At 49.0% G+C, this 25891-nt stretch carries 17 protein-coding genes; 1 reads left to right on the plus strand and 16 read right to left on the minus strand.

What is annotated here, in order from left to right:
- Nucleotides 1–281: 281 nt before the first annotated feature.
- Genes NOC_RS09760 through NOC_RS09775 form a run of 4 tightly spaced genes read right to left on the minus strand, consistent with a single transcriptional unit; the run spans nucleotide 282 to nucleotide 5801 of the window.
- The gene (locus tag NOC_RS09760) at nucleotides 282–1562 is read right to left on the minus strand and encodes a lysine N(6)-hydroxylase/L-ornithine N(5)-oxygenase family protein (RefSeq protein WP_002810624.1); all 1281 of its coding nucleotides are present in this window, start codon (nucleotides 1560–1562) and stop codon (nucleotides 282–284) included.
- Complete coding sequence (locus NOC_RS09765) at nucleotides 1555–3291, minus strand: IucA/IucC family protein (protein ID WP_002809576.1); 1737 nt, start codon at nucleotides 3289–3291, stop codon at nucleotides 1555–1557. Before NOC_RS09765 ends, NOC_RS09760 begins: the two co-directional genes overlap by 8 nt.
- A complete protein-coding gene (locus tag NOC_RS09770) occupies nucleotides 3288–4112 on the minus strand; it encodes a GNAT family N-acetyltransferase (RefSeq protein WP_002811610.1) in 825 nt (274 codons plus the stop codon). The genes NOC_RS09765 and NOC_RS09770 overlap by 4 nt, the downstream gene beginning before the upstream one ends.
- A 6-nt stretch (nucleotides 4113–4118) precedes the next feature.
- Nucleotides 4119–5801 carry an IucA/IucC family protein gene (locus NOC_RS09775; RefSeq protein ID WP_002810109.1) on the minus strand — a complete coding sequence of 561 codons (1683 nt, stop codon included), beginning with the start codon at nucleotides 5799–5801 and terminating at the stop codon, nucleotides 4119–4121.
- A gap of 142 nt (nucleotides 5802–5943) precedes the next feature.
- On the opposite strand from NOC_RS09775, the gene NOC_RS09780 reads away from it, so the two are divergent.
- Nucleotides 5944–7131 (plus strand): hypothetical protein, encoded by a 1188-nt coding sequence (locus tag NOC_RS09780; protein WP_002809363.1) that lies wholly within the window; start codon nucleotides 5944–5946, stop codon nucleotides 7129–7131.
- A gap of 184 nt (nucleotides 7132–7315) precedes the next feature.
- Here NOC_RS09780 and NOC_RS09785 read toward each other — a convergent pair whose 3' ends face one another.
- The 12 genes from NOC_RS09785 to NOC_RS09845 all read right to left on the minus strand — a co-directional run bounded on the left by NOC_RS09785 (nucleotide 7316) and on the right by NOC_RS09845 (nucleotide 25888).
- On the minus strand, nucleotides 7316–8137 hold the full coding sequence (locus NOC_RS09785; RefSeq protein ID WP_002811522.1) for a calcium-binding protein: 822 nt from the start codon (nucleotides 8135–8137) through the stop codon (nucleotides 7316–7318).
- A 199-nt stretch (nucleotides 8138–8336) separates the two neighbouring features.
- A complete protein-coding gene (locus NOC_RS09790; protein ID WP_002809147.1) occupies nucleotides 8337–9704 on the minus strand; it encodes an HlyD family type I secretion periplasmic adaptor subunit in 1368 nt (455 codons plus the stop codon).
- Nucleotides 9705–9711: 7 nt separating this feature from the next.
- Nucleotides 9712–11487, minus strand: a complete 1776-nt coding sequence (locus NOC_RS09795; protein WP_011330774.1) for a type I secretion system permease/ATPase — start codon at nucleotides 11485–11487, stop codon at nucleotides 9712–9714.
- A 31-nt stretch (nucleotides 11488–11518) separates the two neighbouring features.
- Nucleotides 11519–12631, minus strand: a complete 1113-nt coding sequence (locus NOC_RS09800; protein WP_002811064.1) for a PepSY-associated TM helix domain-containing protein — start codon at nucleotides 12629–12631, stop codon at nucleotides 11519–11521.
- Nucleotides 12632–12655: 24 nt separating this feature from the next.
- A complete protein-coding gene (locus NOC_RS09805) occupies nucleotides 12656–14749 on the minus strand; it encodes a TonB-dependent receptor (RefSeq protein ID WP_002811183.1) in 2094 nt (697 codons plus the stop codon).
- Nucleotides 14750–15046: 297 nt separating this feature from the next.
- Nucleotides 15047–15307 (minus strand): transposase, encoded by a 261-nt coding sequence (locus tag NOC_RS09810; protein WP_081430970.1) that lies wholly within the window; start codon nucleotides 15305–15307, stop codon nucleotides 15047–15049.
- 125 nt (nucleotides 15308–15432) lie between these two features.
- The gene (locus tag NOC_RS09815; protein WP_155814828.1) at nucleotides 15433–15747 is read right to left on the minus strand and encodes a helix-turn-helix domain-containing protein; all 315 of its coding nucleotides are present in this window, start codon (nucleotides 15745–15747) and stop codon (nucleotides 15433–15435) included.
- A 440-nt stretch (nucleotides 15748–16187) separates the two neighbouring features.
- Nucleotides 16188–16976 carry a hypothetical protein gene (locus NOC_RS09820; RefSeq protein WP_011330775.1) on the minus strand — a complete coding sequence of 263 codons (789 nt, stop codon included), beginning with the start codon at nucleotides 16974–16976 and terminating at the stop codon, nucleotides 16188–16190.
- Nucleotides 16977–17103: 127 nt separating this feature from the next.
- Nucleotides 17104–17571, minus strand: a complete 468-nt coding sequence (locus NOC_RS09825; RefSeq protein WP_002811411.1) for a hypothetical protein — start codon at nucleotides 17569–17571, stop codon at nucleotides 17104–17106.
- Nucleotides 17572–17850: 279 nt separating this feature from the next.
- Nucleotides 17851–20544, minus strand: a complete 2694-nt coding sequence (locus NOC_RS09835; RefSeq protein WP_002809019.1) for an MGH1-like glycoside hydrolase domain-containing protein — start codon at nucleotides 20542–20544, stop codon at nucleotides 17851–17853.
- Between the two features lie 31 nt (nucleotides 20545–20575).
- Nucleotides 20576–22594 (minus strand): amylo-alpha-1,6-glucosidase, encoded by a 2019-nt coding sequence (locus NOC_RS09840; RefSeq protein ID WP_002809326.1) that lies wholly within the window; start codon nucleotides 22592–22594, stop codon nucleotides 20576–20578.
- Between the two features lie 78 nt (nucleotides 22595–22672).
- Entirely contained in the window at nucleotides 22673–25888 is a 3216-nt protein-coding gene (locus tag NOC_RS09845; protein WP_002811225.1) for an efflux RND transporter permease subunit, read from the minus strand.
- Nucleotides 25889–25891 lie beyond the last annotated feature (3 nt).

Here is a 25891-nt window from a genome sequence, read left to right on the forward strand (position 1 = left end):
TTGCTTTAAAATTAGCTCTCGTGAGCACACCAGGCTTATCCCATCAAGCCAGCCACACCGTCCTTAATGCAATTTATTATACCGCAAGAAAATACTCTGGATCTGGGGGAAGGATAGTCAGAACTTAGGCTCGCCAGGTAGCGCGCAGCCAACCCGGAGCAACCATTGGGACAAGAAACAGCGGAATTTTAAACAACAAACCTGTTACGGTCATTATCTATATGGATAGGCCACGCAGGAAGCAACGAACGTGCTCGTAGAGTATGGAGGCCAAGGTCTGATTATGCAATATTCCCATAACTTAAAAAGTTAGGAGTAACATTCTTTATCTGATAAATTTCTTTTTTAGAAACAGCATTGGTAATTACCGCCGATCTCCAAGACATTAAGCTGGTTTGCGGTTCAAAAATTCCGTGTTCATACCTGCTAAAATTCTGGGCAAAAATTCTGTTTTTGTCATGCCCTTTCCATCGTATGGAAAAATCCTTGTTGACCTTGAAACATTTATTTTCATCAAATTCAATAAGATGTTTTATAGGCTCAATAAATCCTGGAATTCTGTTCTCAAACCCGGTACACAAAATAACAATATCAGCCTCCATGGATTCTTCTTTTTGAGAAAAATTATTGGAAATAGTTAATTTATAACCTTTTCCATTGCTCTCTACCCCTTGAATCCTTCGATAAGGAAGTATTTTAAAATCAATCGGTGATTGCTCTACATTTTGAATGAAATAAAGATCATTATAAAGGCTTTGCAGGTAGGTGGGGGTATTACCATCGCTAGATAATTTTTGGTAATCTACAATATTTCTTTTGAGTTGAGGGTTTATGGAAAAAAAATCTTCTACGTAATGGGGGCTAAAATACTCATTAGTAAAAGGCGATTCATCTAAAGGCTCAAGGTTTGCCCTGCTGGAGACAAGAGTTAGGGATTTTGCATTTCCCCATTTTCTCCTAAGAGCATTTCTAAAAACTTCAACGCCTGTTTGCCCACCGCCGATAATAACAATACGCTTGCCACTGACATCCAGATTTTTTATTGATTCTGATTTCGCATGGAAGAAAGTATCGCCAATATAGGGCACGGTAAACGACGGAATTTTAGGGCTAACTCCTGTTCCGATGCAGATATTTTTGCTTTTAAATCTTTCTTTTTGATTCTCAATAATAAAATTCTCTCCATCATAATAGAGATTTTTTATTTTTGAATTGAAAGATAATTTTTCCGGCATTTGCCGGGTAACCCACTGGCAATAAATTTCAAACTCTCTCCTAGTAATAACATGCCTTTTGGTATTCATAAATGAATGAAAAAACCCATTCATGACAAGATAATTTAGAAAAGAATAAGGGCTCGTAGGATCAACGCCCGTTACCAGATCCTTTAGAAAAGCCGTTTGCATATCCGAGTCTGGAAAGATGATTTCCGAATGCCAAAGAAATAATGGTTTTTGTTCAAAAAAATGAGTTTTTAATTCTTTATTTTTTTCTGAGATAGCAGCCAAGCTTAAATTAAACGGGCCAATCCCAATACCGACTAAATCAAATACATCACGCATAAAGATAATCTTTTTCTATCAGCGGATTTAGCAGGGGATTTCCAAGCTGTGGTTTAGGTCTCTGGGCCGTATCTTGATAGCCAATGATAAAGCGGACCTTATTTAAAAGAACACGATGATAATTGGGCGTCAATAGGCTTGGAGTCTTTGATCTTGTTGGGTATTTTTTTTCATAATCATGAATTATCGTGCCTAATACACTATAGAATTTTTTTTCCTTATAGCCATGAGAGAGAAAAAGCGCCTGCGAAATAAATCTAAGAACTGAAATAAAATGCCCCGTGATAAGATCGTAGATAATATGATCAGAGGGTAAAATATCTAATTTTTCAATCGTTTTATCGGAAAAATATTTCCTTGTTTCCGCTGGAAAATTTTTATTTAAACGTAAGTCACCATGAAAATCCTTAATAATTAAGCCTGAAGGGGCATTATTATTTAGCTTTAGTATGGTATTTTGACCATGTGCAACCAAGCCAATTCCATAGTGAGACTGAAGGTGATAAAGGGGAATAACAACTTTTTTAAAATATTCTTCCAGCCATTCATCAATGGTTAGAGAAGAATTTTCTATTAAGCAACCAATCAACGATTTTTTATTCCCGTCCAAATAAGAAAGCGCGCCTGTCATCAAGCATTTCTCATTGCTTTTAAGCTTGGTTACACTCGATTCTCTCCATACTGCCCCAAGGAATTCTTTATATTGATAAGGAGCACCTGGGATATTCTTATAGGAAGGCTCCACATAACTAAAAGCTGCAATATCCTTTAAGCAATCCACATTAGCATTGAATAAACAATCATCCTGCTTAATAATAGCTTCAACGCCTTCCGATATTTCCGAAGCAATAGAAATATAGCGAGCAGGTATTCCTCGTATACAAGAAGTATTTAAAATTGAAATGGGCAGTTTAACGTCACAAAGGTATGGATTGCTGCAATTAGAAAACGTTCTTAGGGATATATAGGGTTTATAGCTATCGCCGGCACTAGATAAAAAAATTATATTATTTTTGCTGATATCTTTCTGGAAGAAGATTTTTATTCTATTTTCCCACTGCCAAGGATGTATGGGAATAATGTAATAAGATTCGGCGTTATATTTTTTATTCGCTAATTTTTCTTTTAATAAATTAATTTCCCGTTTTTCAAGATCAGCGTAAATAATCTCACTAAAAAATTTTTCTTTTTGGTGATTTACCGTAACTAAATTCTTTTTGATAGCTACCCGGTAGAATTGGATTTCTTTAGCATGCTCTGGCGAGAACATGGAGAGATCGTCTGGAGACCAGCCTATTCTTCCCTTGTTTAAAATAATTTTTGGATGCCCATCCAGATAACTTTCCACCTCTAAGAAACCAAGTTGGGACATTTCCTGGGAAGATATTTTCTTTTTCAAAATAGTTTGATCGCTATAAAGCGTATGTAGCATTTCTTCCATAAAATTAGCTAAGGTAATATCATTCATTTTTGTAAGATGCTGTGTTTCCTTAAAAAAATTTGCAGCATCAAGTTCTAAACCATCACTTCTCTTTAATGATCTTTCATCTATAACAAGGTGGCACCAGACACTTTTATATGCCTCAAAAATGTAAGTTAAATTTTCCTCTATTTTTAACGCATATAATCCCTTTTTTATTTCCCGTACTTCCTGAGAAATGATCTCCTCAAAATAAAGTTCACTTATGGCTTTAGCAATAAGATTCCTATTGGCTATTTCCCAACTCATAAGTAGCCGCCTGTAAAAAACCTCTCCCGGGTACACTCTAGGAGGACCGCTCTTTTATGGGGAAAATCAAATTCTTTAATTCTTTTCCAAAAAGGAAGAAAATCAACGTATTTCAACACCTTTTTATTATCGGATCGCGGCTCAGCCATAATCTTTAAAGTTCTGGGCTCATCAAGAAAAAGATAATGGATAACACTTTTTAGCATAGCGCCTGTATTTTTTAATCCCAGAAATTTTTTTTCCCCAATCAGGAAATGGAACCCTCTATCAAAATCACCGCTTTCGTAATAGGCTCCTAAACGATCCTCTTTAACCCAATAAAGCTCAAAATAACCAGTAGGTTCATCATTAATATCTAATATGACAGGAATGATATGGGGGTCATTTAAATTTTTTTCTATATACTGAAGATGATTTTCCCTTGTATCTTTTAATTCCCAAAATTCCGAGATACGTGGCTGATTGTGCCATCTCGAAAATGTATCGATGTCATTTTTTGGATCGATGACCCGAAAAGAAATAGTTTTATCTATTTCGTAGACAAACCTTTTGTAGAGCAGAGTTCCCCTTTCTGGATTATGCCTTATTGGATGAGAAACCCTGTTAGTTTCTGTCCAAACTACGGGGTAAAGTCCTCTTTCAGGATTCATTAGCCAATAAGGAGGAATTTGGAAAAACTCGTTTCTGCTGATTATTGTTTTTTTATCACCTGGCTTTATTTCTGCTTCTTTAACATCAGGTATAAATTTATTTTTTAAAAATTCTTCTTTTTCCTTATCTAAAAGAATATCGTTAACTCTTAATTTTTTTTTATCTATCACGGTTTTTTAAAATTTTGAAGACAAGGGATTTTGAATAAAATTATAAATATCCAAAGGATTTTTCTCAGTGTTCTCGTTAATATCCTTTAGGCAACAGAAAAAATTTCCTTTTTGTCCTATTAAATCTGAATCAAGAAGATAATCAAGAAATGATTTGTCTAAAATATCGCTATTTTTTTTGTCTAACAAATATTCAACAAGCATATGAAGAAGATCTTCTTCATTACATTTTTTTTGTATTGCTAGTGCATTTATTAAACTAAATGTCGAATTAATAATAAGATAATATCCAAGAAGTATATGAGCCATCTTTCTATCTAGGATATTTCCATTGTCCAGATCCAGCAAAGGTACCTCTTGCCTCATCTTTTCATAACCAAGGCTGGTATACCCTGTTCCCTGGCAGTCTCTAAAAATAACCCCAAAGGGATAGCTCTTATCATTTAACTGAACAATTATATTCTGCTGGTGCGCGCCAAAAAGAATGCCATGGTTAGCTTGGGCCATTATAAATGGATCAAGCACATAGTTAAGATAAAGATAGAACCATTTTTTAGCATCAATGTTACGTGATGAGAAAAAACCTTTTTCCAGATAGGGATCAGCTTGCGCTATAGTTGATAAAACAATTGCTTCAGAACACATTTGTCCTCTAAAAGGATTGGCTCTTATGAGCACAATTGTTTCTATAATGAGATTGCTCGATTTTCCCTTAATAGCAAGAAATGAGGGTTCACATAAGATGTGAAAATTTTTATTTTTGTTAAGGAAATCTTTTCCATTACTAGAATTAATCACATCATGAACTTGAATCCCTCTAACAATTTCAACTTCCTGCAAATGTCGGATGGAATTCGTGATTCTCAGCGACAGAGAAAATTTGAGCATATAATGGCTATTTTCACAGTAAATAGTTCTTAATGAACTTGTCGCCTTCCATTTTAAACGCCCTTCCTTTTCAATTGGTATTAAATCTTTGTCCTTTATTAATTCTTTAATTTCTTTATGGTTGCTTAGAGATTTAAACTGCCAAGGATGAAAAGGGAATGGTATATAACCGTCCTTAATGACTGTTTCATGATCTTGTTTAAAAAGATCCGCATACCAATCTATATTATTGAAATACTCAGAATTTTTCTGAATAAGGTGTTCTTTATTCAAGAAAGCCCATTTTAAATTAAAATTTCCTTTAAATTCTGGCGCATATAAGTGGTGATCTTCTTGGCTAAATTGCTCTTTACTTTTTGGGCACGGATGGAAATTATGTCCCAGTAATAACGCCTGCTCCGCTTCAATAAAGGACAAGGAATTTTTTTTAAAAAGCTTTTTATAATCTTGCTTTCTGTAGTCTAGTATTTGAGCAATATTATTATGGCTTTCCATAATTCTTTGGTAAAGTCCTGGCATTTCATCATTCTTATTTACCCACCTAAGAAATTCGCGAATGAAATCTTCAAAATTCAAGAATTTCTTTTTGTTTCCTAGAATTTCATAAAAGATATTTAAATAAGAATGATTTCCTACCCTTGAATAATTCTCAAGCACGATGCTCAAGGTTTGCTCGTTATTTTTAAATATGATTTCGTTATTTTCTATTTCAAAATCACTACACTCTCTCAAAAAAGAATTTATAAGAGCGGTAACGGAGTGTTTTTCAGCAAGTTTATTTAACTCGTTATTCTCTTTCACTTAACCCTCAAGAGACTGCCGTTAAAGATCATGCGAGACGCTGCTTTAATCTATTTTAGGTACGAATACTAGCACTAGTTTATTGCTAATACAAATTATTTGTATTATACCTATAGTCTTTAATTTAAATCTGGATACGCCTATGAGTCAATACATCACGCCCCCCGTCTCGCCCACCGCCCTTGCCTTGCCTGGTGCTTGTACCGGAGCCCTACAAAGCTTGCTCGTGATAGTGCTACCGATTATCCTCGCCCTTACGGGGCTAGAGATTGGGCAGCTAAGCCCGATATTGGGGATCGCGGCCCTGGGATTCTTGGTGGGCGGCTACGCTTGGCCACGGCGGGTAATACCGGGGCACCGTCGTCGGTTGCTAGAACGGCTCCTGCTCGCTGCTACTGTCAGCCAGGTGGTGTTTATTGCTGCCTTATCCGCTAGTGCGCTAGAGCTGATCGGGACGGCAATGTTAGCAGCCCTATTGTTCGTTGCCCGGTTCGCCTACGGGCTTACCGCTTCAGGCGTGTTTCCCACAGCCCAGGCATGGGCGGCCAGTGAATACCCTGGGCATGCTCGTCATGGCGCCCTAACACGCATGAGCGCTACCGTGCATACTGGTCGGGTGCTCATTCCCCTAGCGGCGGCGGCACTAGCTATGTACTGGCCGGAGGGAATACTTACCTTGCTGGTGATTCTGCCCTTTATCGCTCGGCTGTTGTTACCCCATGAACGGGCTTCCCAAGAGGATGTGCCACTCACTGCACCGACAAATCGATGGCCGGAGGCAACGATTGCCCTGCCGATAGTCCTCATTCACATGAGCGTGGGGCTTGCGGAATTTATCATTGGCCCCTATTTGGCCGCCGAGTGGAATATCGCCCTTAGCCATGCACCGGCGTATACAGCCCTGCTCCTTGCAGGTATAGCTGCTTGCATGGTGCTTGCTCAGCTCGTCAGCCTCCATTACCGCCTCAATCCCTGTTCTCTACTGGTATGGGCTCCGGTGGGCATGGCTCTGGGCACGGCCCTGGCCGCTGTCTATCCGCTGGCCCTGCCTGCCGGTTTGGCATTGGTGGCAGTTGCGCTTGCGCTAATATTGCCTGCCTCGGCTGCTGGCGCTGCCGCTAACCGCAGCCTGCATACTCAGCCACAGGCGGGCGCCGATCTCTACACCGCCCGCATCCTTGGGCATTTGCTTGGCGTCACGGCAGCAGGTCCCCTGTTTGAAGTCGCCACCCACCTGCCCCTTGTTACCGCAGCGGTCCTCGCGCTTATGGCTATTCCAGCCACGGCGGGGCTGCGGCGAGCCTTGACTACCCAAGCTATCTATAAATAATTCGACAAAAAAATTTGGCGAGCAATAATAAGGATTAATTCCCTGCTCCCCAGCCGCCCCTGGAAGGCACTAAATAGCCTGCACGCGGCTACAAAAAAAGCTCTATTGGCCAGGGAAAATGTATTTCAAGAAAACCTAAATTAGGTGCTTGGCGCGAAAGTATCGCGCCAAGCCTTTATGCCAATCAGGCCACAGTGAAATAATCGGAAAGATTAGCGGTAACTTCGCTGGCCTCAACGCCAACCAGTTGAATGCTGCTACCTTCGCCCAAATCAATCACGGCGCCAGGCTCGCCAACTTCGTCAGTAAAGTTGCTCACGCGGGAGGAGAGATCGTCGATACTTGCGATGCCCGTACCATTGATGTCGGCGGCAATCACGAACTGATCGCTTTCCGCATTGAAGCGATTCACCGTATCAGTGCCATCATTACCAGTATAAAAGATTTCATTGGAGCGGTCGCCATCGTCATTACTACCCGAACCATAAATAATATCATCACCCCCCTGACCATAAATTTGGTTATGGCCCGAGCCGCCGGAAATCCAGTCGCCGCCATCGCCTCCCAGCACCACGTCATCGTCCTCGCCACTAAAGATAACGTCCGATTGATCACCCCCCATAATTAGATCGTTACCCGTAGAACCATAGAGGGCATTGGTGCCGGTTACACCATAGATCGTATCGTCTCCCTCCTTGCCGAAAAGCTGATCACTGCCTTCTCCGCCCCACAGGAAGTCATTGCCCTCACCCCCGTCAAGCCAATCATTGCCGCTGCCTCCATACATAAGATCATCACCGGCTTCGCCGAAGATTAGATCATTGCCCGCTTCCGCATAGGCCACATCATTGCCCTCTCCCAGATAGGCAATATCATTGGAATAACCCATTCTAACGCCATCGTCGCCAGCACCAGCAAATACTACGGAGGGTCCAGAGGTCCGTATCACATCATTTTCTTCAGAACCAAAAACCAAACCGCTACCTTCTTGCAAAAAATCAGCCATTTGTTAACTCCTAGTTTTATAAAATAATGCTTTCTGGGGACCATGCCATAGCTAGTAATGCCGCGAAGATTGAAGCGCCATGGCGCCACCAGATCGCTTTAAAATTATTTGTTTCCTCCGCAGCAATAATAATTTTAACAATAATAATTAACATTTGCATTAATATTTTTTATTTAAATAAAATCCCTTACTACTATCGTTATTCTTCCCGTATAGTCCGCGCTAACATATCGGCAATAGGTTTGGCTACATAGCTGGCAAAGGTTCGCTCACCCGTCCTGATCATGACCTCAGCGGGCATGCCGGCAAGCAGTTGTATATTGCTACTCATGTTCTGCTTACCTGCCGCCGTCACCTTGATACGCGCCTTGTAGTAACGCCCGCCGGTGATCTCATCCTCAAAGGCGTCGGCGCTGATATGCACGACTTCACCTTCAATGACATCGGTCAACCGTTGATTAAAAGCACTGAAGCGAATCTCCGCATACTGACCGGCGTAGATATTATCGATATCCCGATCGGGAATGCGCGCTTCGACCACGAAACCGCTTCCTGAAGGCACAATAAACATAATGGGATCGCCAGCGTGAATTACGGCGCCAAGAGTATGCACCGTCATCCCAACCACGGTGCCAGTAACGGGCGCGGTGATGGTCGTGCGTTTGACTTGTTTATTAAGTGCGCTCATGCGTTCTTCGGCCTCGGCAATATTAGCCTGGGCCTGGCGCAACTGCTCCCCAACCTCTTTTTGAAATTCTTGCTGCTTGAGCCGCTTCTGAGTCTGATTTTCGCTGATCTTAGACCGCAGACGCAGGATCTCCGAATGATACTGGGCAACTTCCCCCTGAATCTGCAGAATTTTCCGCTCCAGCTCGCGCAGCCGCTGGTTACTCACAAAGCCCTCCTTGAACAAGTGGCGTAAGTCCTTGGCTTCTACCCTCAGTGAAGCCGCCAAGGATTGGCTCACCTTGATCATCGATTGCAGACCGTCAATCTGCTCCTCCATCTGCACAATTTGCTCGTCAAACCCATGGAGCGTTTCCGCAAGCGCTTCACGACGGGCCTGGAACAGGGACTTCTGGACAGCCAAAACTTCTTTAACGCGGGGAAAATGACTATGGCGCAATGCTTCGGAGAACTCGATGGAACCGGCCCCCTGCTGCTCGGCCAACAAACGCATCCTGGCGACTCCGCTGGTCAAGTACTGCATGCGCGCTATTTGCAGTTGAGAGAGCGCCCGGGTTTTATCCAGGATCAGCAAAGTACTGCCAGCTTCCACATGATCACCATCTTGAACCCATATTTCTTCGACGATTCCCCCCTCAAGATGCTGGATAGTTTTTTTAAACGATTCCACGGAAACCGCCCCCGTAGCAACCACGGCAACGGCAAGATCGGCGGTGAGGGCCCAGCCTCCAAAACCGCCAAAGGCAAGCAGCAGGATGACCATTCCCAACCATCGGTAGTATTTGTCAGAGATAGGAATTTGCCGGTCTGATGCTGACGGGGTGATTGCCTCTTGCCAGGGGGGAACAATATCAAGCGTGGGTAAGGGAGTGTTTTCCATTTAGTCTTTAATCCTGTTCCTGGGACGAGGAATCCGCGTTGCTTATACTTCTGCCCTGAATGGCTGCTAAATGGCTGACCGTGGGCTTTCCGCCTTTCGCCAGGTTGGCCTTGGCGAGCTGGGCTAGCACTCGATCCCGGGGACCAAACATGCCCAACTGCCCCTCCCGGAGCATTAGCAACTTATCCACCTGTCTAAGAATGCTCTGACGGTGGCTGATCACAAATAACGTGACCCCCTCGACCTTAAGCTCCGTGAGAGCCCGCCCCAGGGCGCGCTCGCCAGTATCATCAAGGTTTGAGTTGGGCTCATCGAGAACGACCAAAACAGGGTTGCCGTAAAGCGCGCGCGCCAAACCCACCCGCTGGCGCTGGCCCCCGGAGAGCGCCCCGCCAGAAGCGCTAATATAGGTATCATAGCCATTGGGCAGTTTAAGAATCATGGTATGTATGCCGGCCTTTTTGGCCGCGGTCACCACCTTGCCCGAGTCAACCTCACCAAAGCGGGCAATATTTTCGCTGATAGTACCGTCGAACAGCTCGATATCCTGGGGCAAGTAGCCGATAAAGGGACCCAGTTCATCCCGGTTCCACTGGGCAATGTCAGCCCCATCGAGACGCACCTTGCCAACCTGCGCTGGCCAGATACCCAACAGCACCCGGGCCAAGGTTGACTTGCCAGAGGCACTAGGGCCAATGATGCCGATATGCTCCCCCTTGGCCACGGCAAAATTGAGGCCACGGAGAGTCGCCATGGGAACGCCGGGCGGCGCAGCCGTTACGCTTTCCAATACAATCTCCCCCTGGGGCGCTGGCAAAGACATGGGGCGGGATTCCCTGGGTGTCTGCTCAAAGAGATCATTGAGACGCTGATAGGCGCTACGCCAGTTAGCGAAGCTTCGCCAACTGGCCATCATCTGATCAATGGGCGCCAAAGCGCGGCCCATGAGAATCGAGCCGGCAATCATCATCCCGGGGGTCAGGCTATCTTGAAGCACCAACCATGCCCCCAAACCGAGAATCAGCGACTGAAACAACAGCCGCAGTATCTTGGAGAGATTGGTCAGTGTGGCAGCCCGATCACTGGCTTGGGACTGCAGGGCCAAGAAGGTGTGATGCTTGCCGGCCCAGCGTCCCATAAGGCCCGGCAACATGCCCATGGCATGGAGCACCTCTGCGTTCCGCAGATTGCTGTTAGCCAGCTCCTGGGCCTTGATATGGTCTTTATTGGCCGAGGCCAGCAGTGCCTTGGTGCTCTTTTCGTTGACGATGGCCAAGGACAGCAGAACAATAGCCGCACCGGTAGCAAAAAACCCCAGCCAAGGATGGAAAAGATAGAGTATTCCCAGGTAGATAGGCGCCCAGGGAGCATCGAAAAAGGCAAACAGCCCATAGCCGCTCAGAAACTGGCGAAGCTGGGTCAAGTCGCTAAGTGGTTGGGCCGTCTGCCGCCCCTGGCTCAGCACACTACGCTGGAACATGGCGCGATAGAGCCGCCCGCTGATCAAGATATCCAGACGATTGCCCATACGAATGAGAATTCGCGAACGCACCAACTCCAGTCCGCCCAGAATAGAGAATAGAAAGATCACCACCAGGGTCAGTACTAGCAAAGTTTCTTCGCTGCGGGTAACAATGACGCGGTCATAGACCTGGAGCATGTAAAGGGGCGGCACTAACATGAGCAGGTTAATGAACAGACTGAAAAAACCCACCGAAAAAAAGGATCCCTTGCAAACCTCAAACGCTCTTCGCAGATCCGAGGGCTCTTTTCGCGGGGCCATTATTCAGAGGTAATCTATCGGAGCGAGGGGTTCAAGCGTTCGATGGCGAGGGTGATTTTCCTAACCGGGCCCGGCGCTTCTGCCTCTTCCGCCACCAGGTATAGACCCCGGTGACAAACAGCAATGTCGGCATCATACCTGCCACCAGAATGACTAAACGGCCGGGCAAGCCCAGAGCAGTCCCGATATGCAGAGGATACTTGAGATCTGCTATCTGCTGGCCAGGACCGCTGCGTGTCTCATCGTGGGCCATGAGTATTTCGCCAGTAGTGGCATCCAAGGCCACATAGCTGGTACCGTTCGGATGGGGATTATCTGGATGCCTTAGCCTGACGATAAAAGGCACCGAGGGCTGAGCCGGAAACTGGAGCCAGGTAGCCCTTTCATCCCCCACAGCCGATTCCGCTATGTTGAGTAACTCGGCTGGCGATTTCGATACGGACTGCAAGGGGGAAGCTTTAATGGGCGGCGGCTCCGGTAGACTCGGACCGCCAAACAGGGCAATTAGTGCGGCATTGGCTTGTTCATGAAAAACCATGGCCGCTCCCGTTAGAGCGCTGCTAAACAGCAGCAATAACGAAATTAGACCCACCGAACGATGGAGCGCAAACCAACGGGCTACCCGCGCTTCCGTACGAGGCAGACGCAAGGTTTTTAATAACCGCCGCCAGCCAGGCCAGGCAAGCCACAGCCCGGTTACAACCATCAACAGCAGGATCAGGCCTAGTATGCCATTAGCGAGTAGACCTTGTGCTCCTGCTAATAAATGCACATGCAGATCATGTAGAAATCCCAGCAGCCCGGCATGCTCTCCTCGAACGCCGAGAATATCCAAACGCCAAGGATCAATATAAACCCGCTGCAGCGCCTCGTCCTTTACCCAGTATTCGATGCTGTGATTGGGCTCGCGGGGCAAACGCGCATAGAGCAAAACAGAACTTGGAAACGCAGACCGAATCTTAGTGGTTGCTTCATTGAGCCGAATGGGGCCAGGTTGGGGTTCGACTTGCCAAAGTTCCGAATTAAAATAAGCATCGAGTTCATCATCGAATACCAGCACGCTGCCGGAGAGTCCGGAGATACAAAATAATGCTCCCGCCATCAACCCGATCCAGAGATGCGTTTTCTGCAGCAAACGATACATGTTCGTAAATAAACGTGTGTTTTTCTACCAATTCAGCGCATAACTGATGCGGACGGTGCGGCCCGGACCTGTAGAGAAAGCATAGGGTAAGCGGCCAGCCTGACTAACAAGGGGGAAATAATCGTTATTGAGCAAGTTTTTCACCGCCACGCCCAAATAACCTGGCCCCACTTTAAAGCGGCTGATCAAATCAACGATGGTGTAGTCATCCACCTCACCGCCGCCGAATTGAGTCGAATCCGGGCTTCGATCACCCACATACAGCACCTGCATCCGGTTATCCCACCACCTCCAAGGGCTATATTCCAGGAAACCGGTTAATTTCACCGGTGGAACACGGGTGTTGGGCAAATCTTCTTCATAGTCGTCATCATCATTGAGATCCACTTCACCGGCTACCCAGGTAACAGTGCCACCGGTATTCCACTGAGAGTTGAAGCGGTAAGCCAGAGTGCCCTCAGCGCCCCAGATGCGCTCAGGCTGTTTCACGATACTCAGATCCTGGTTAAAAGTCGTCCCGTTATTGGAGGTGCTGTAGAAACCAGCGGCGGAAGCTTGTAGCGGGCCTCTGCCGCCCCGCAAGCCGATTTCGTAACTGTTGACCTTCTGTGCATTGGATTCAAGTTGGCCAGCGCTAGTAATGGATGAGTTCGCATCCCGGATAGCGCGACCAATATCTGCCACCGAAAAGCTCTGGGAAAAACTCCCGAATGCCTCAATTTCATCAGTCAGATAAAATACGGCGCTGGCATTGAAGAGAGGTTTGCCGTAATTTAGGGTATCACCTCGCACAAGCGTGCCGCCCCGATTGACTATATCGTCAATATCCACTGAAATATGTTCATATCGGAACCCCCCTCGCAGCAGGCCAAGGTCGCTCAACGGCAATTCCAATTCCAGAAAGCCCGCGAGAGCATTTTCCTGCATATTCGGAACCACCGTGGGACCATCTATACCCGCCTGAACGGTCTCATCCCGCAGAAAGTCGATCCCCCAAATGAGGCTAAAATCATAATCTCGCACAGCCAGGGGCGTATCAATGGTCAAGCGGGTGCCATATTTCTGTGACTGAATTTCAGTCTGGGCAAAACCAGGAAATTTGGAAAAACGCGCAGTCAAATCCCCATAGTAAGCATTGAGCTTAACGTGGCTACCCAGCAAGTCACGGTTAATGTAGTGCATGCTAGCAAGGGTATTGGTAGTACCGGGATCAGCAGCGTTGAAACTGCCTGGCACAGCGGGTGTTTTAATACCCTGATTCGGATCGCCGAAGGCGAAGGTAAAATCCGTGTCTTGCTTGATATTGAAATGGTTAACAAAAAACTGCAAACGCTGGCGATCTTGATCGAAATTGAAGCCGAATTTACCTAATATATTGTATTCATTAGTATCCGCTAGTCCACCCTGGTTGCCGAGGGGATCGGGAGGAATGCGATCACCATCAGCATCGAAGTAGCCATTGCGCTGAATAAAGGTTCCGGAAGCCAAGTAATCAATATTATCCTTGGTGCCGGAAACTCGCTGGGTGGTTTGCCAAGCGGCGGAATCATCCAGGTGCTCGGTTGAAACGCGGACGCTAGCTTGAGAATAGCCCGCCAGAGCCTCTTTAGCAGGCTTCTTGGTAATGATATTGATAAGCCCCCCAGCCGCGCCAAAGCCATAGGCTGCGGTCCCTCCCCGTATCACTTCGATGCGTTCTATCGCGTCCACGTCAATGGTGTTGAGATCCCGGCTGGATGATCGCAAGGGGGTAGACTGGGGAATACCATCAATCAACACCAGGAAATCACGGCCCCGTAATGTCTGACTAAAAGAGGACAGCGCCTCCGAGCTAGGACCAAGGCCCGGCACAGTTTTCGCTAGGACATCACCTAAATTCCGGGCTAGGCCCGCTTGTTGCTGGATTTCCTGGTTGGTCACCACAGTTACTGAACGAGTCAGTTGGGAGATAGGGGTTTCAGTACGGGTCGCCGTGACCACCATCTGCTCCAGCCCCACGCTCTCATCCTCTGGAGCGTTCTGCGCCAGTGCACTACCTGGAAGAATCCCCCCCACAAGCAAAAAATTAACGATGGGTAAAATACGCCGCTTATTATTGGAATGAAATATTTTGGGCATCTTGTTTTTAGAAATATAGAAAGTAATTATTAATTGCTAATGATTAGCTTTTACATTATCTAGCATATTATTATGCACGTCAATATAAGTACTATGAATGCTTGAAAAAAGCCAGTGCCCCGACGGTATTCAGTCAGAAGCTAGGGGACAAAATACAGCGTTCAAAATTTTCTTTGTAGGCAGGGCAAAATACCCCTGCTTCAAAAGGAAGGTTCAACGGCAGCTATCGCGCAAGGTTGAAGGCAGTCAACAGAACGGCTCCATAAGCTTATGGCTGACTTATACCATTCCTAATAATTAGGGCTCCCAAGTAGCCCAGGAGCGCGTACCCAACTGGTGGAGTGTGCCGGGGAGCGCGGTGAGCCCATTCCAAGCCTGGCAACAGGCCTGCATAAAGTCCTCATCGTTCTTAAAGCATCGGTTAGCAAGGTAACGCTGGCGAAGTTGTCGCCACAGCAACTCCACGGGGTTGAGCTCCGGGGAAGCGGGCGGGAGCTTTAGCAGCGAAAGGTTGTTCCTCCCTTCGGCCGCCCGTTCCATCGACGAGGACGACCGCATGAGGGCCTTCGGACACTCGCTCGGAATCAGCGAAGTTTTTTTAAACGCCTCTTGCGCCTGGGAATTTCGCTGGGGTGCTTGGAACGGGCGCTGATCCAGGAGAACCCGGCCCGGTGCACTACCCCCTACACCCCGCTAAGGGAGTACGCCACGCCAAAGGGTTCAGCGAGCAAGGTCCGGAGCTCTTCTCCCCTGAGCCGTCCACCCGAGCCCTTCGCCTGTGCTTGGGCTAGGAGGGGCTCCTGTTCAGCTTTCAACCGCCCTTTAGCTCCACGACCCGGCTGCTCGGCCATTCCCTCTACACCCTCGGCCCTAAAATGCCTGAGCCACTTTAGCACCGTCTTCTCATGGACCTGGAGCATCATCCCCTCTTCCCAAGGGCTTTGCCCCTTCTGAAAATGCGCCAAGGCCAACCACCCCACTTGGAATATTAAGATCAAGCGGTATGGCCAAGAGTTCTTCCAGGTGGACACCCACAAGTAAAGTATGTTCGGTGTGAGGAACCATGCAAGAGTCCATGCCATTGAAAGTCAGAGTGGAGTTGTGAGTGTGGCGTTACCCATAATCGGAATATCAATGCGGCCAGGAATATTTTGAGTTTAGCTACCAGCAGGAGGCCAGGAAGATATCCGCGTGGAAGGGTACACAAACCGGAGGCAGTAACCGTATGATTACCGCCTATGGCCTCCGGCGAAACGCGGATTGTAGCAAGGCGAGCGAGTTTGTTGGGAACAAACGAGTGAGACTTAGCCGTAAACTCCAAAAGGTTTCTCCAAGCCCATCAAGCTATACCGATCCCCGCTACTGCTCCGCATAAGCGAAATAACTAGAGCTACCTATCTCCTGAAGGATGGAAGCAGATTTCTTAAGAATGACATTGTCATTGAACTCTTTGTTGGTCGAGTTGTGTTACTTGGGGCAAGTCGTAGCCATCTCGGGCTAAATACATCACCATGCTGACACTTCCATCCGCTTGCTGTTCATAGAGATAATTAATCTGAGGAAGCGCCTCAGCCATTTGCATGGGAAACTGAAGTTGAAATTCCTCAGCGACGGCGGCATCCTGATGATTGACAGCAACGCGACATAATGTTGCGCGGCAATCCACATCTTCTAAGTTAGTTTTTGTCTGCTCCCCTTTCTCTAAATGCTGAGTAATCAGGCCGCTCGTCTTAGTTGACCATTGAGGATCAATATTCTCTGATAAAAAAACACGCTCCATGATTTCCATGCGCTTACGATATTTATAATCCTCTTCCTCGGCCGCCGCGATCATGTCTTGCTCAGTAAGCTGCGCCGAAGCAGGGGAATCCCCTTCATTCTCTACATTACTACCGTATTCGCCTTTACCAGGAAGGCTTTCAACTCTTCCCCGCAAAACCATAACTTCTTTCTTTAGCTTCACTATTTCCTGTTGCAAACGGTTTGAGCTAGTACTTGTTTGCTTTAAGGCAGCCAGCTCCATCTTGAGTAGAGCCATCTCTTGCTCTAAAGCCACTAAGGAAGGAACAGATTCATCCCCCTCATCATTCCTTACGCCCTCCTCCGTTAATATCATGTTGCTCGAATGCGAAGTTACATCGTCTGGAGTACTAAACAAAGTGATATAAACGCCGATAGATAGCACAGCAAGACCGCTAATAACGATCAAGAGGTGGAATGTTTTCAATAGGTACTCTCCCCCTTTATATCACCCGGATGATGCATCCACTAATCCTTCTCACCTATCCAGATAATATTCAAGACACCTTGGGGAAAAATAGCAGTAGTACATCGAATAGCTACCCCAATAATCATCACCGGTTGACATTCGTCTCACCTACCCAGATAGTATTCAAGACACCTTGGGGGGGAAGGTAACAATACATCGAATAACTGCCCCAATAATCATCGTCGGTGATATTCGGAATCGAGAGCCAACCGCTATTAGTGCGGCTAGCTGTTCTAGACTGGCGCGTCGAACCATCCGCATTTTGACTAAACAGGACGCAACTAACGGTACCCGTCCCCGTGTAATACAGTGCTACCTTATCAGTACCATCAATATTGCCACTTTCATCCACTAGGACGGGGCAGGAAATATATCGACCAGCGTTGGCATTATTTTTGATTCCATTGAAGCCGCGAGTAAAATCCCCCACCTCAGCACCATGATAATTATCACAATAACTGCCATTATAGGCATGCGCGTTTAGGGCATAAGCGTTACCATAGAGGACGAAGCCTCCAAGTCCGACAAGCAATAGCAGCGTAATTGATTTCATTTACCTTCTCCTTAGATAATGTAGTCATGAAAAAATATGGAATTTCCGTAAAGAAATGGGGAAAGCTTATATGGCGGCATCATATCGTAGGCATGATATTTCAGACAAGAGGTAAGATTGTTCGAGGCGCATTTGCAGGGCCACAAGGGCTGTTGGGGCCCCAACAAGAGATAACCTGCTCGGGTAAGAGATTGGCGGGTTACCAAACAGCTATTCTCTATCATCTTTCCCGTAATATTTCCTTTACCAAATACTGATGATGTATTTACGGACACTCCTTCAACGCTCCATTTCTTTTTTACGCCAGAACAAAGGAATGTCCTTGCGGTAGTGGCGCAGGATTAAATTGGCGGCTAAACCGCTCCAGCCGGTCTGATGGGCCGCGCCTAAACCTTGCCCGGTCTCGCCATGAAAATATTCACAAAATAGCAGCAAATCCTGCCAGTGGGGATCATTTTGGAAGGGGCTATCCGCCGGAAAGAGAGGCCGGTTGCCCTGGGGTGAGCGGCGAAAAATATTCGCTAGACGGTCCGCGAGCAGGTGGGAAATAGCTTGCAGGGTCAATTCCTGGCCTCCGAGGCATGGCACCGGGACTTTAAAATTATCCCCCAAATAACGGTGAAATTTTTCTAAGGTCTGGAGCAAGTAATAATTGGCAGGCATCCATATTGGCCCGCGCCAGTTGGAGTTGCCGCCAAATAGGGGCGATCGCGACTCGCCAGGCTCATACTTAATGAGCGCCTCGCCAATCCCCGGCAGCATCCCCAGATCGTGCTGGGTGGCATGGAGACGACTCAGGCTGCGGATACCATAAGGAGATAAGAATTCCTCCTCCCTCAATAACCGCTGCAACAGAGCGGGTAACATGGTGTGGTCCACTAGGGATAAAAGATGCTCGCCCCGATCATTAACCCGCGCTGGGCAAGCGCAAATCGTATGGCCATCAAAAAATCCTCCTGGGTACCTCTCTAATAGGGCCTGAAAGCGGGGCGCCTTGGCAAGCAAGCGGGAATCGACAATCTCACAGGCAAAAAGGGGAATGAGTCCCACCCAGGAAAACACATCAATGCGCCGGTACTGACCGTTTGGCTCCAGAATAAGATCCTTGAAAAAATTGTCCTTGGGATCCCACAGGGAGGGGCCATCGGCACTATGGCCGCCAATCACATTGGCAATCGCCAGAAACTGGGCATAACATTGAATGGCGATGTCCTCGTAACCCGGGTCCTCGGTGGTAATTTCCAAAGCCATGACCGTGAGATTTAAGGCGAACATGGCCATCCAGCCCGTAGCGTCCGCTTGCTTCAGTCGATAGCCCGGCGGCAGGGGCTGGGAACGATCATAGACCGAAATATTGTCCAGTCCCAGAAACCCGCCCTCAAACAAACCGTTTCCTTCACTATCCTTGCGATTGAGCCACCAGGCATAGTACAGCAGGAGTTTGTGTAGCACCCGTTGCAGGAAGCCCAAATCGCCTTGGCCCCGTTGGACCCGCTCGGCCCGAAAGACCTTGAGGGCGCCGGCGGCATGGACCGGTGGGTTCACATCGCCAAAGGCCCACTCATAGGCAGGAATCTGCCCATTAGGGTGTAAATAATCTTCCCGCAATAGCAACTCCATCTGCCGTTTGGCAAAATCCACGTCCATCAAGGCCAGCACACCGCAGTGAAAGGTGAGATCCCAAGCGGCAAACCAAGGAAATTCCCAGCTATCGGGGACCGAAAGCACATCGGCCGCCTTGAAATGCCGCCATCGCCGGTTACGTCCCTTCTTCCGGTTTGCCGGTGGCGGAAATTGGTCCCCGTCCAGCCAGCGGGCTACATCGTAATGAAAAAATTGCTTGTTCCAAATCATCCCTGCCAGGGCTTGGCGCAAAATCTGCTGGTCCTCGCCAGTCCCCTCCGGCAGTAATTGCCGAAAAAAATCATCCGCCTCGGCTTGCCGTTGGGTTAACCTTTCAGAAAACCCGGCAAAAGGAGCTTCCAGGGGCTGGGCCGAGAGCATGAGTTCCATGCTTGCTTGCCCTCCGCCTACCACTGTCACTTGATGCCAAGCGGCAAACTTTGTCCCCTCCCCGGCTTCATTAACTGCCTTTTCCTCCCCCTGGATCACATAGCGGTGAAAAGCATCTTTTACCCAGGGCGAAGGGTTGGGCTGATCCCATAAACGCTGGGCATGACTTTCATTTTCCGTGTAGAGACTCTGGGCAACTTGCCGTCCATAGAGAAAATAGGTTCCCAGGGTGGGATGCACGGCACGCACCGCCCACTCTGCGCCCCCTGGAGCCGGGATCCCCTGCAAGCGGGGTTTTTCCTCTTCCCCACCCCAGGACCAGGTGTTCCGGAACCATAGCGTGGGCAAGAGATGGAGGGTGGCTTCCTCTGGACCACGATTGTGGGCCAGGATCCGCATCTGGATCTGCGCCGGCGTTACCTTGGCATATTGGACCGCCACATCCCAGTAACGGCTATCGTCAAAAACCCCCATATCCAGCAGATTTAACGTAGGCTGCTCCCGGCTTCGCCGGGCGTTTTCCGCCACGATTTGAGCATAAGGATACTCGGCCTGAGGATATTTATAGAGATAATGCAACCAACTATGGCTAGGGGTTCCATCCAGGTAAAAATAGTATTCCTTCACATCTTCCCCATGATTGCCCTGGTTACCGGTCAGACCAAAGGCCCGTTCCTTGAGAATAGGATCGCAGCCATTCCACAGGGCCAGGGCCAAACACAACCGCTGTTGTTCATCGCAGATACCGCCCATGCCGTCCTCGCTCCAGCGATAGGCTCTGGAGCGGGCTTGATCATGGTCAAAATATTCCCAGGCGGTGCCCGCTGGGCTATAGTCTTCCCGCACGGTGCCCCAGGCCCGCTCGGCCAAGTAAGGTCCCCACAGGGACCAATTCTCCTGGCCCTGGCGCTGAGCGGCAAGACGCTGCTGTTCGGCTGGAATTATTTTTTTCTCGGCCATGGGGCGCTCCCGTTATTTTAGTGATTTATCTTTAATCTTTAGTCTGTTCAAGCTGCCACCAGGCTTGGAGTACACAGGCTACCGACCAGGCTTGAGCGGGCGCCCCCCGGGGCCGATGGGGAGGCGCTCCATCGAAAATTTCGCTCACCGTGCCAAGGCCAGCGTCCAGAAGGTGATCCCCCACAGGCGCAAGCAGATTCTGGGCCGCTGCTCCATCCCCATGGACTCGATAGTGGGCCAGGGCGTAATGGCCCAACAGCCAGGCCCATACCGTCCCCTGGTGATAAGCCCCATCCCGGGCCCAAACATCCCCCTGATAGTGGGGCTGATAAGCCGGGTGGGCGGGAGAGAGGGAACGCAGTCCATAGGAGCACAGCAACTCCCGTCCACACTGGCGCACTATCCCAGCCTGGGCGGTGGCATCAAGGGGACTGTGGGGCAAACTCACCGCCAAAATCTGATTGGGCCGGACGGCCCTATCCGCTCCTTCAGGTCCATCGATGACATCGAATAAACCCTCCCCTTCCGGCCTTATAAAACGTTGGAAGCCCCGCTGGGTCTTCCTAGCCAAGTCCCGGTAAGGTAAATCGGACTGGCCCAGTGCTTCCGCCAAGGAGGCCAGGGCCCACAAGGCATTGAACCACAAGGCATTGATCTCCACTGGCTTGCCCTGGCGGGGCGTGACCACCCATTCACCCACCTTGGCATCCATCCAGGTAAGCTGCAATCCTGGTGCCCTGATAGCAATCAACCCATCCGCCAGGTCCATGCCAATGCCATGGCGAGTCCCTTGTTGGTATTTCCGCACAATTTCTTCGAGCACCCCAAACCAGCGCTTGAGCGCCATTCGGTCATCCGTGGCCGCCACATAAGCCCGCCAGGCTTCAATAAACCAAAGGGCACCATCGGCGCTATTATATTCCGGCGTCTCGCCTTTGCCTGGAAACCAATTCGGCAATAGTCCTTGGTCGATAAACTCGGCAAAGGTCTCCAAAATCCGGCGGGCGCTCTCAAAGCGACCCGTCACCAGGGTCAGTCCCGGCAAGGCGATCATGGTATCCCGGCCCCAATCCCCAAACCAGGGATAACCGGCGATGACCGATTCCCCCTTCGGGTGGTTAGGGAGAGGGCGGGCAAAAAGAAAGCTATCCGCCGCTAGCACTAACCGCCGAATCCAGGAGGGCGCTTTAAATTCCTCTTTAACGCCGGTGCTAGCCCGCCTTAACACCTTTAATTCATGAGCCTGAAAACGCTCCATGGCTTCTTCCAGGGAAGAAGTCTCTGGCTGGAGACTGGCTACCATGCCTACCCAACCTTTCCAAGACAGACTCAGTTCAGCTTGCCCCACACAAAGATGGCGATCACGATCCGGCAGGCCCCGCTCCCGTTCCAGGGAAAGATCAAAATCTTCAATCCAGGAGGACTCTCTGGTTATGGAACCTCCTTGAGCACGAAAATACAAACTGAACCAGTGGGGGTGAATCACCCGCAGCCGATCCGCCTCCCCTTCCATCACTGGGCTCAACGCTCCAGGCGAGGCGGTACCGTGGTGATCCCGGGCATTCACCAGCAGCTTGAGGCGAAGGCGAACCGAGCCCCCAGAGGAAGAGGAAGACGATGGATTTACCAACCGATAGGCCAAGTAAGTAGTGTGGGCATCTGGTTCCAGCCAGAGGCGCGCTTCCAGGGCTAGATCACCCACGGCAAAACGCCAAACTGGCATCCGGCCTTGAAGCTCAAAGGATTCCAAATGGACATAACCCCTTGGATCGACTGCGCCACTTGCCCAGCGGTTAGTAAATAGGGGGATTACCTGGTCCTGGTAAAGTAAACTTGCCTCAGCCTTGGCGAAAACCAGAAAACGTCCTAGGGGTGGTGTTAGGGGGGCAATCAGCAAACCATGGTAGCGCCGCGTCAGGGTTCCCGCCACCGTGCCGGCAGCGTAACCGCCAAGGCTATTGGTCAGCCACCACTCACGCCGTTCTCCCTGTGCAAGGTCGCCGCAGATTTCCCGGCCAAAGCGGATAGGAGGGGGAAGAGTCAAGGTCATAATATTTTACTCTAGACCGTACGCGGATTGCTCGCTTGAAGCAGCAAGGGCCTGGGAGCAAAAATCAACGCCCCTTCGTTAATCTGAGTTACCAGGGGTTAGCGGCTCAATATCCCCCTCTTTATGAACTGGCTTAGGCATCTCGGCTCGCACCCGCACCTGGCGGCGCTCTACAAATGTGCGAACCACAACATAGAAAATGGGTGTGAACACAAGGCCAAAAAAGGTGACCCCAAGCATACCACTTAAAACGGCCACTCCAAGGAGTTCCCGGCTTTCCGCTCCAGCCCCCTCGGCGATCACCAGGGGCAATACCCCAAAAACAAAAGCAAAAGAGGTCATGAGGATGGGGCGCAAGCGCAACCTGGAGGATTCTACTGCGGCCTTATACCGGTTCAAACCCTGTTTATCCTGTAATTGCTTGGCAAACTCAACGATTAGGATCGCATTTTTACTCGCCAGCCCGATAAGCACGATAAAACCGATTTGGGTAAAAATATTATTATCCATACCCATGAACCAGATCCCCATAATGGCAGACAGCAGACACATGGGCACAATCAGGATCACCGCCAACGGCAACGACCAGCTTTCATACTGGGCAGCGAGCACGAGAAAAACGAACAGCACACAGAGGGGGAAGATATAAACGGCGGTATTGCCCGCCAGGATTTGCTGATAAGTCAGTTCCGTCCATTCAAAACCAAATCCCCGGGGTAATTCACGCTCGGCAATGGCTTCCATCAAAGAAATAGCCTGTCCTGAACTAATTCCAGGCATCGCATCGCCATTTACCTCTGCGGCAGGAAATAGGTTGTAACGATTGACTTTATCAGGACCCGTAGTTTCTTGAATATCCACTAAGGCGCCAAGGGGCACCATCTCACCACTCACGTTACGGGTTTTCAGCAGATAGATATCTTCAGGCTGGTCGCGAAACGCTCCATCCGCCTGGGCTACAACCCGAAAAGTACGGCCAAAAAGATTAAAATCATTGACATAGAGGGAGCCCAGATAAACTTGCAGGGTATCGAAAACATTACTAAGGGGCACCCCCATGGAGCGCGCTTGGGTACGGTCAATATCCAAATAAATCTGGGGAACATTGGCTCGGAAGGTGGTAAATAATCCACTCAATTCAGGGGTTTGATTTCCCGTGATAATCACCTGTTCCACCGCATCTTGCAGAGCATGCAACCCACGTCCTCCTTGATCCTGGATCTCCATCTTAAATCCGCCGAGGTTACCGATACCCCGCACCGAGGGAGGAGGAAAGACCCCGATAAAGGCTTCCTGGATTTCGCCGAGCCGCTGCTGGAGCGTTTCGGCAATAGCGTTAGCACCCAAGTTTTCCTCTGTGCGCTCGGAGAAAGGATCTAGAATGACGAAAATAGTGCCCACATTAGGCTGATTCCCGCGCATGATCACTGACCATCCCGCCACCGCATTGGTACTCAATATACCCTTCGTATCGAGAATAATTTCGTTGGCCCGACGAAGCACCGCATCGGTGCGCTCCAGGGAAGCTGCGTCCGGAAGCTGGGCAAAGACAATCAAATAGCCCTGATCTTCCTGGGGAATAAAACCGGTCGGCACTTGGGTAAACCCCAGGTAGGTGAGCCCTAGCAACCCGCCGTAGATTCCTAGCATCAGCACGCTCATCCGCACGAGGCGGCGAATAAGCAGTGTATATTTAGTCCAAAACCAGCCAAAAACCCAATTAAATCCCTTAAAAAACCAGCCAAAAAGCCGATCAAGCCAACGCTGTAAAAAATCCTTCTTTTCATCCGGAGACTTCAAAAAAATAGCGCTTAGAGCCGGACTCAAAGTTAACGAGTTAATGGCCGAAATAATAGTAGCGGCAGCGATAGTCAGCGCAAATTGCTGATAAAATTGCCCCGTCACCCCCGAGATGAAAGCAGTGGGGATAAACACCGCCCCTAGCACCAAAGCCATGGCAATGATCGCTCCCGACACCTCCCCCATGGCCTTGAGGGTAGCTTCCCGGCGCGGCAGGCCCGCCTCCAGGTTACGCTCCACGTTTTCCACCACCACAATGGCGTCATCCACGACAATGCCAATGGCCAGTACCATCGCCGCTAGCGTCAGGGTATTGAGGGAGAACCCCAAGGCCGCCAATACCGCAAAGGTGCCAATCAGAGAGACAGGAACCGCCAGCATGGGAATTAAGGTCGCACGCCAATTTTGCAGAAACACCAGCACCACCACCAACACGATGAGCACTGCTTCAAACAGTACTTTGACCACCGATTTCACCGATTCTTCAATAAAAGTGGTGGTGTCATAGACCACACGGTAGGCGATTCCGGGAGGGAAATCCTTGGCTAACCGTTCCATGGTTTCCATCACAGCCTGCTTGGTCTCCAGGGCATTGCTGCCCGGCCGCTGAAAAATGATGATTCCAACGGTAGGTTGACTGCCGAGATAGAGGTTAGAAGCATAGCTTGCGGCGCCCAGTTCAATACGCGCGATATCACGAACATAGGTCACTTGCCCCTCAGTGCCGGTTTTAACAATGATCTTGCCAAACTGCTCGGCCTCGGTAAGCCGCCCCATGGTATTAACAGTCAGTTGCAGATCGGTGCTACCAGGGATGGGGGGTTCGCCTAAAGTACCTGCAGCAACCTGCACATTCTGCTCCCGAATGGCGCGCACCACATCCATTGCTGTCAGTTCACGGGAAGCAAGACTCTCCGGATCCAGCCAGACCCGCATACTGTAATCACGACCTCCAAACAGGGCGATATCTCCTACCCCCGGCAACCGCGCCAGGGCCTCGCGAACATGGATAAGGGCATAATTACTGAGGTAGATTTGATCATAGCGTTGATCCGGCGAAATAATATTGACAACCAAACTCAAATCAGGCGAGCTCTTACGCACCGAGATCCCCATCCGGCGGACCTCTTCCGGCAGCCGAGGCTCCGCCAACGCCACCCGGTTTTGCACCAGCACCTGAGCCTTATCTAGATCAGTGCCCAATTCAAAGGTAATGGTGAGCCGAAGCGCCCCATCGTTAGTTGCCTGGGAAGACATATACAGCATGTCCTCAACGCCGTTGATTTCCTGCTCAAGGGGAGTGGCGACGGTTTTAGCCACCGTTTCTCCACTGGCGCCAGGATAAGTGGTGCTTACGACGACTGTCGGCGGGGCAATCTGGGGATGGCGTTCAATAGGAAGAGTCAGGATAGCAAGACTGCCGATAATAATAATTAGGATCGATAGTACCGACGCGAATACCGGATGATCCGTGAAAAAACGGGCAAAATTCATCGA

This window comes from Nitrosococcus oceani ATCC 19707 (assembly GCF_000012805.1).
Classification (GTDB): Bacteria; Pseudomonadota; Gammaproteobacteria; order Nitrosococcales; family Nitrosococcaceae; genus Nitrosococcus; species Nitrosococcus oceani.

Bases quoted from the DNA above. Each gene is read 5' to 3' on its own strand.
- NOC_RS09760 (WP_002810624.1), bottom strand. From the start codon at position 1,562: ATGCGTGATGTATTTGATTTAGTCGGTATTGGGATTGGCCCGTTTAAT.
- NOC_RS09765 (WP_002809576.1), bottom strand. From the start codon at position 3,291: ATGAGTTGGGAAATAGCCAATAGGAATCTTATTGCTAAAGCCATAAGT.
- NOC_RS09780 (WP_002809363.1), top strand. From the start codon at position 5,944: ATGAGTCAATACATCACGCCCCCCGTCTCGCCCACCGCCCTTGCCTTG.
- NOC_RS09785 (WP_002811522.1), bottom strand. From the start codon at position 8,137: ATGGCTGATTTTTTGCAAGAAGGTAGCGGTTTGGTTTTTGGTTCTGAA.
- NOC_RS09790 (WP_002809147.1), bottom strand. From the start codon at position 9,704: ATGGAAAACACTCCCTTACCCACGCTTGATATTGTTCCCCCCTGGCAA.
- NOC_RS09795 (WP_011330774.1), bottom strand. From the start codon at position 11,487: ATGGCCCCGCGAAAAGAGCCCTCGGATCTGCGAAGAGCGTTTGAGGTT.
- NOC_RS09800 (WP_002811064.1), bottom strand. From the start codon at position 12,631: ATGTATCGTTTGCTGCAGAAAACGCATCTCTGGATCGGGTTGATGGCG.
- NOC_RS09805 (WP_002811183.1), bottom strand. From the start codon at position 14,749: ATGCCCAAAATATTTCATTCCAATAATAAGCGGCGTATTTTACCCATC.
- NOC_RS09810 (WP_081430970.1), bottom strand. From the start codon at position 15,307: ATGCGGTCGTCCTCGTCGATGGAACGGGCGGCCGAAGGGAGGAACAAC.
- NOC_RS09825 (WP_002811411.1), bottom strand. From the start codon at position 17,571: ATGAAATCAATTACGCTGCTATTGCTTGTCGGACTTGGAGGCTTCGTC.
- NOC_RS09835 (WP_002809019.1), bottom strand. From the start codon at position 20,544: ATGGCCGAGAAAAAAATAATTCCAGCCGAACAGCAGCGTCTTGCCGCT.
- NOC_RS09840 (WP_002809326.1), bottom strand. From the start codon at position 22,594: ATGACCTTGACTCTTCCCCCTCCTATCCGCTTTGGCCGGGAAATCTGC.
- NOC_RS09845 (WP_002811225.1), bottom strand. From the start codon at position 25,888: ATGAATTTTGCCCGTTTTTTCACGGATCATCCGGTATTCGCGTCGGTA.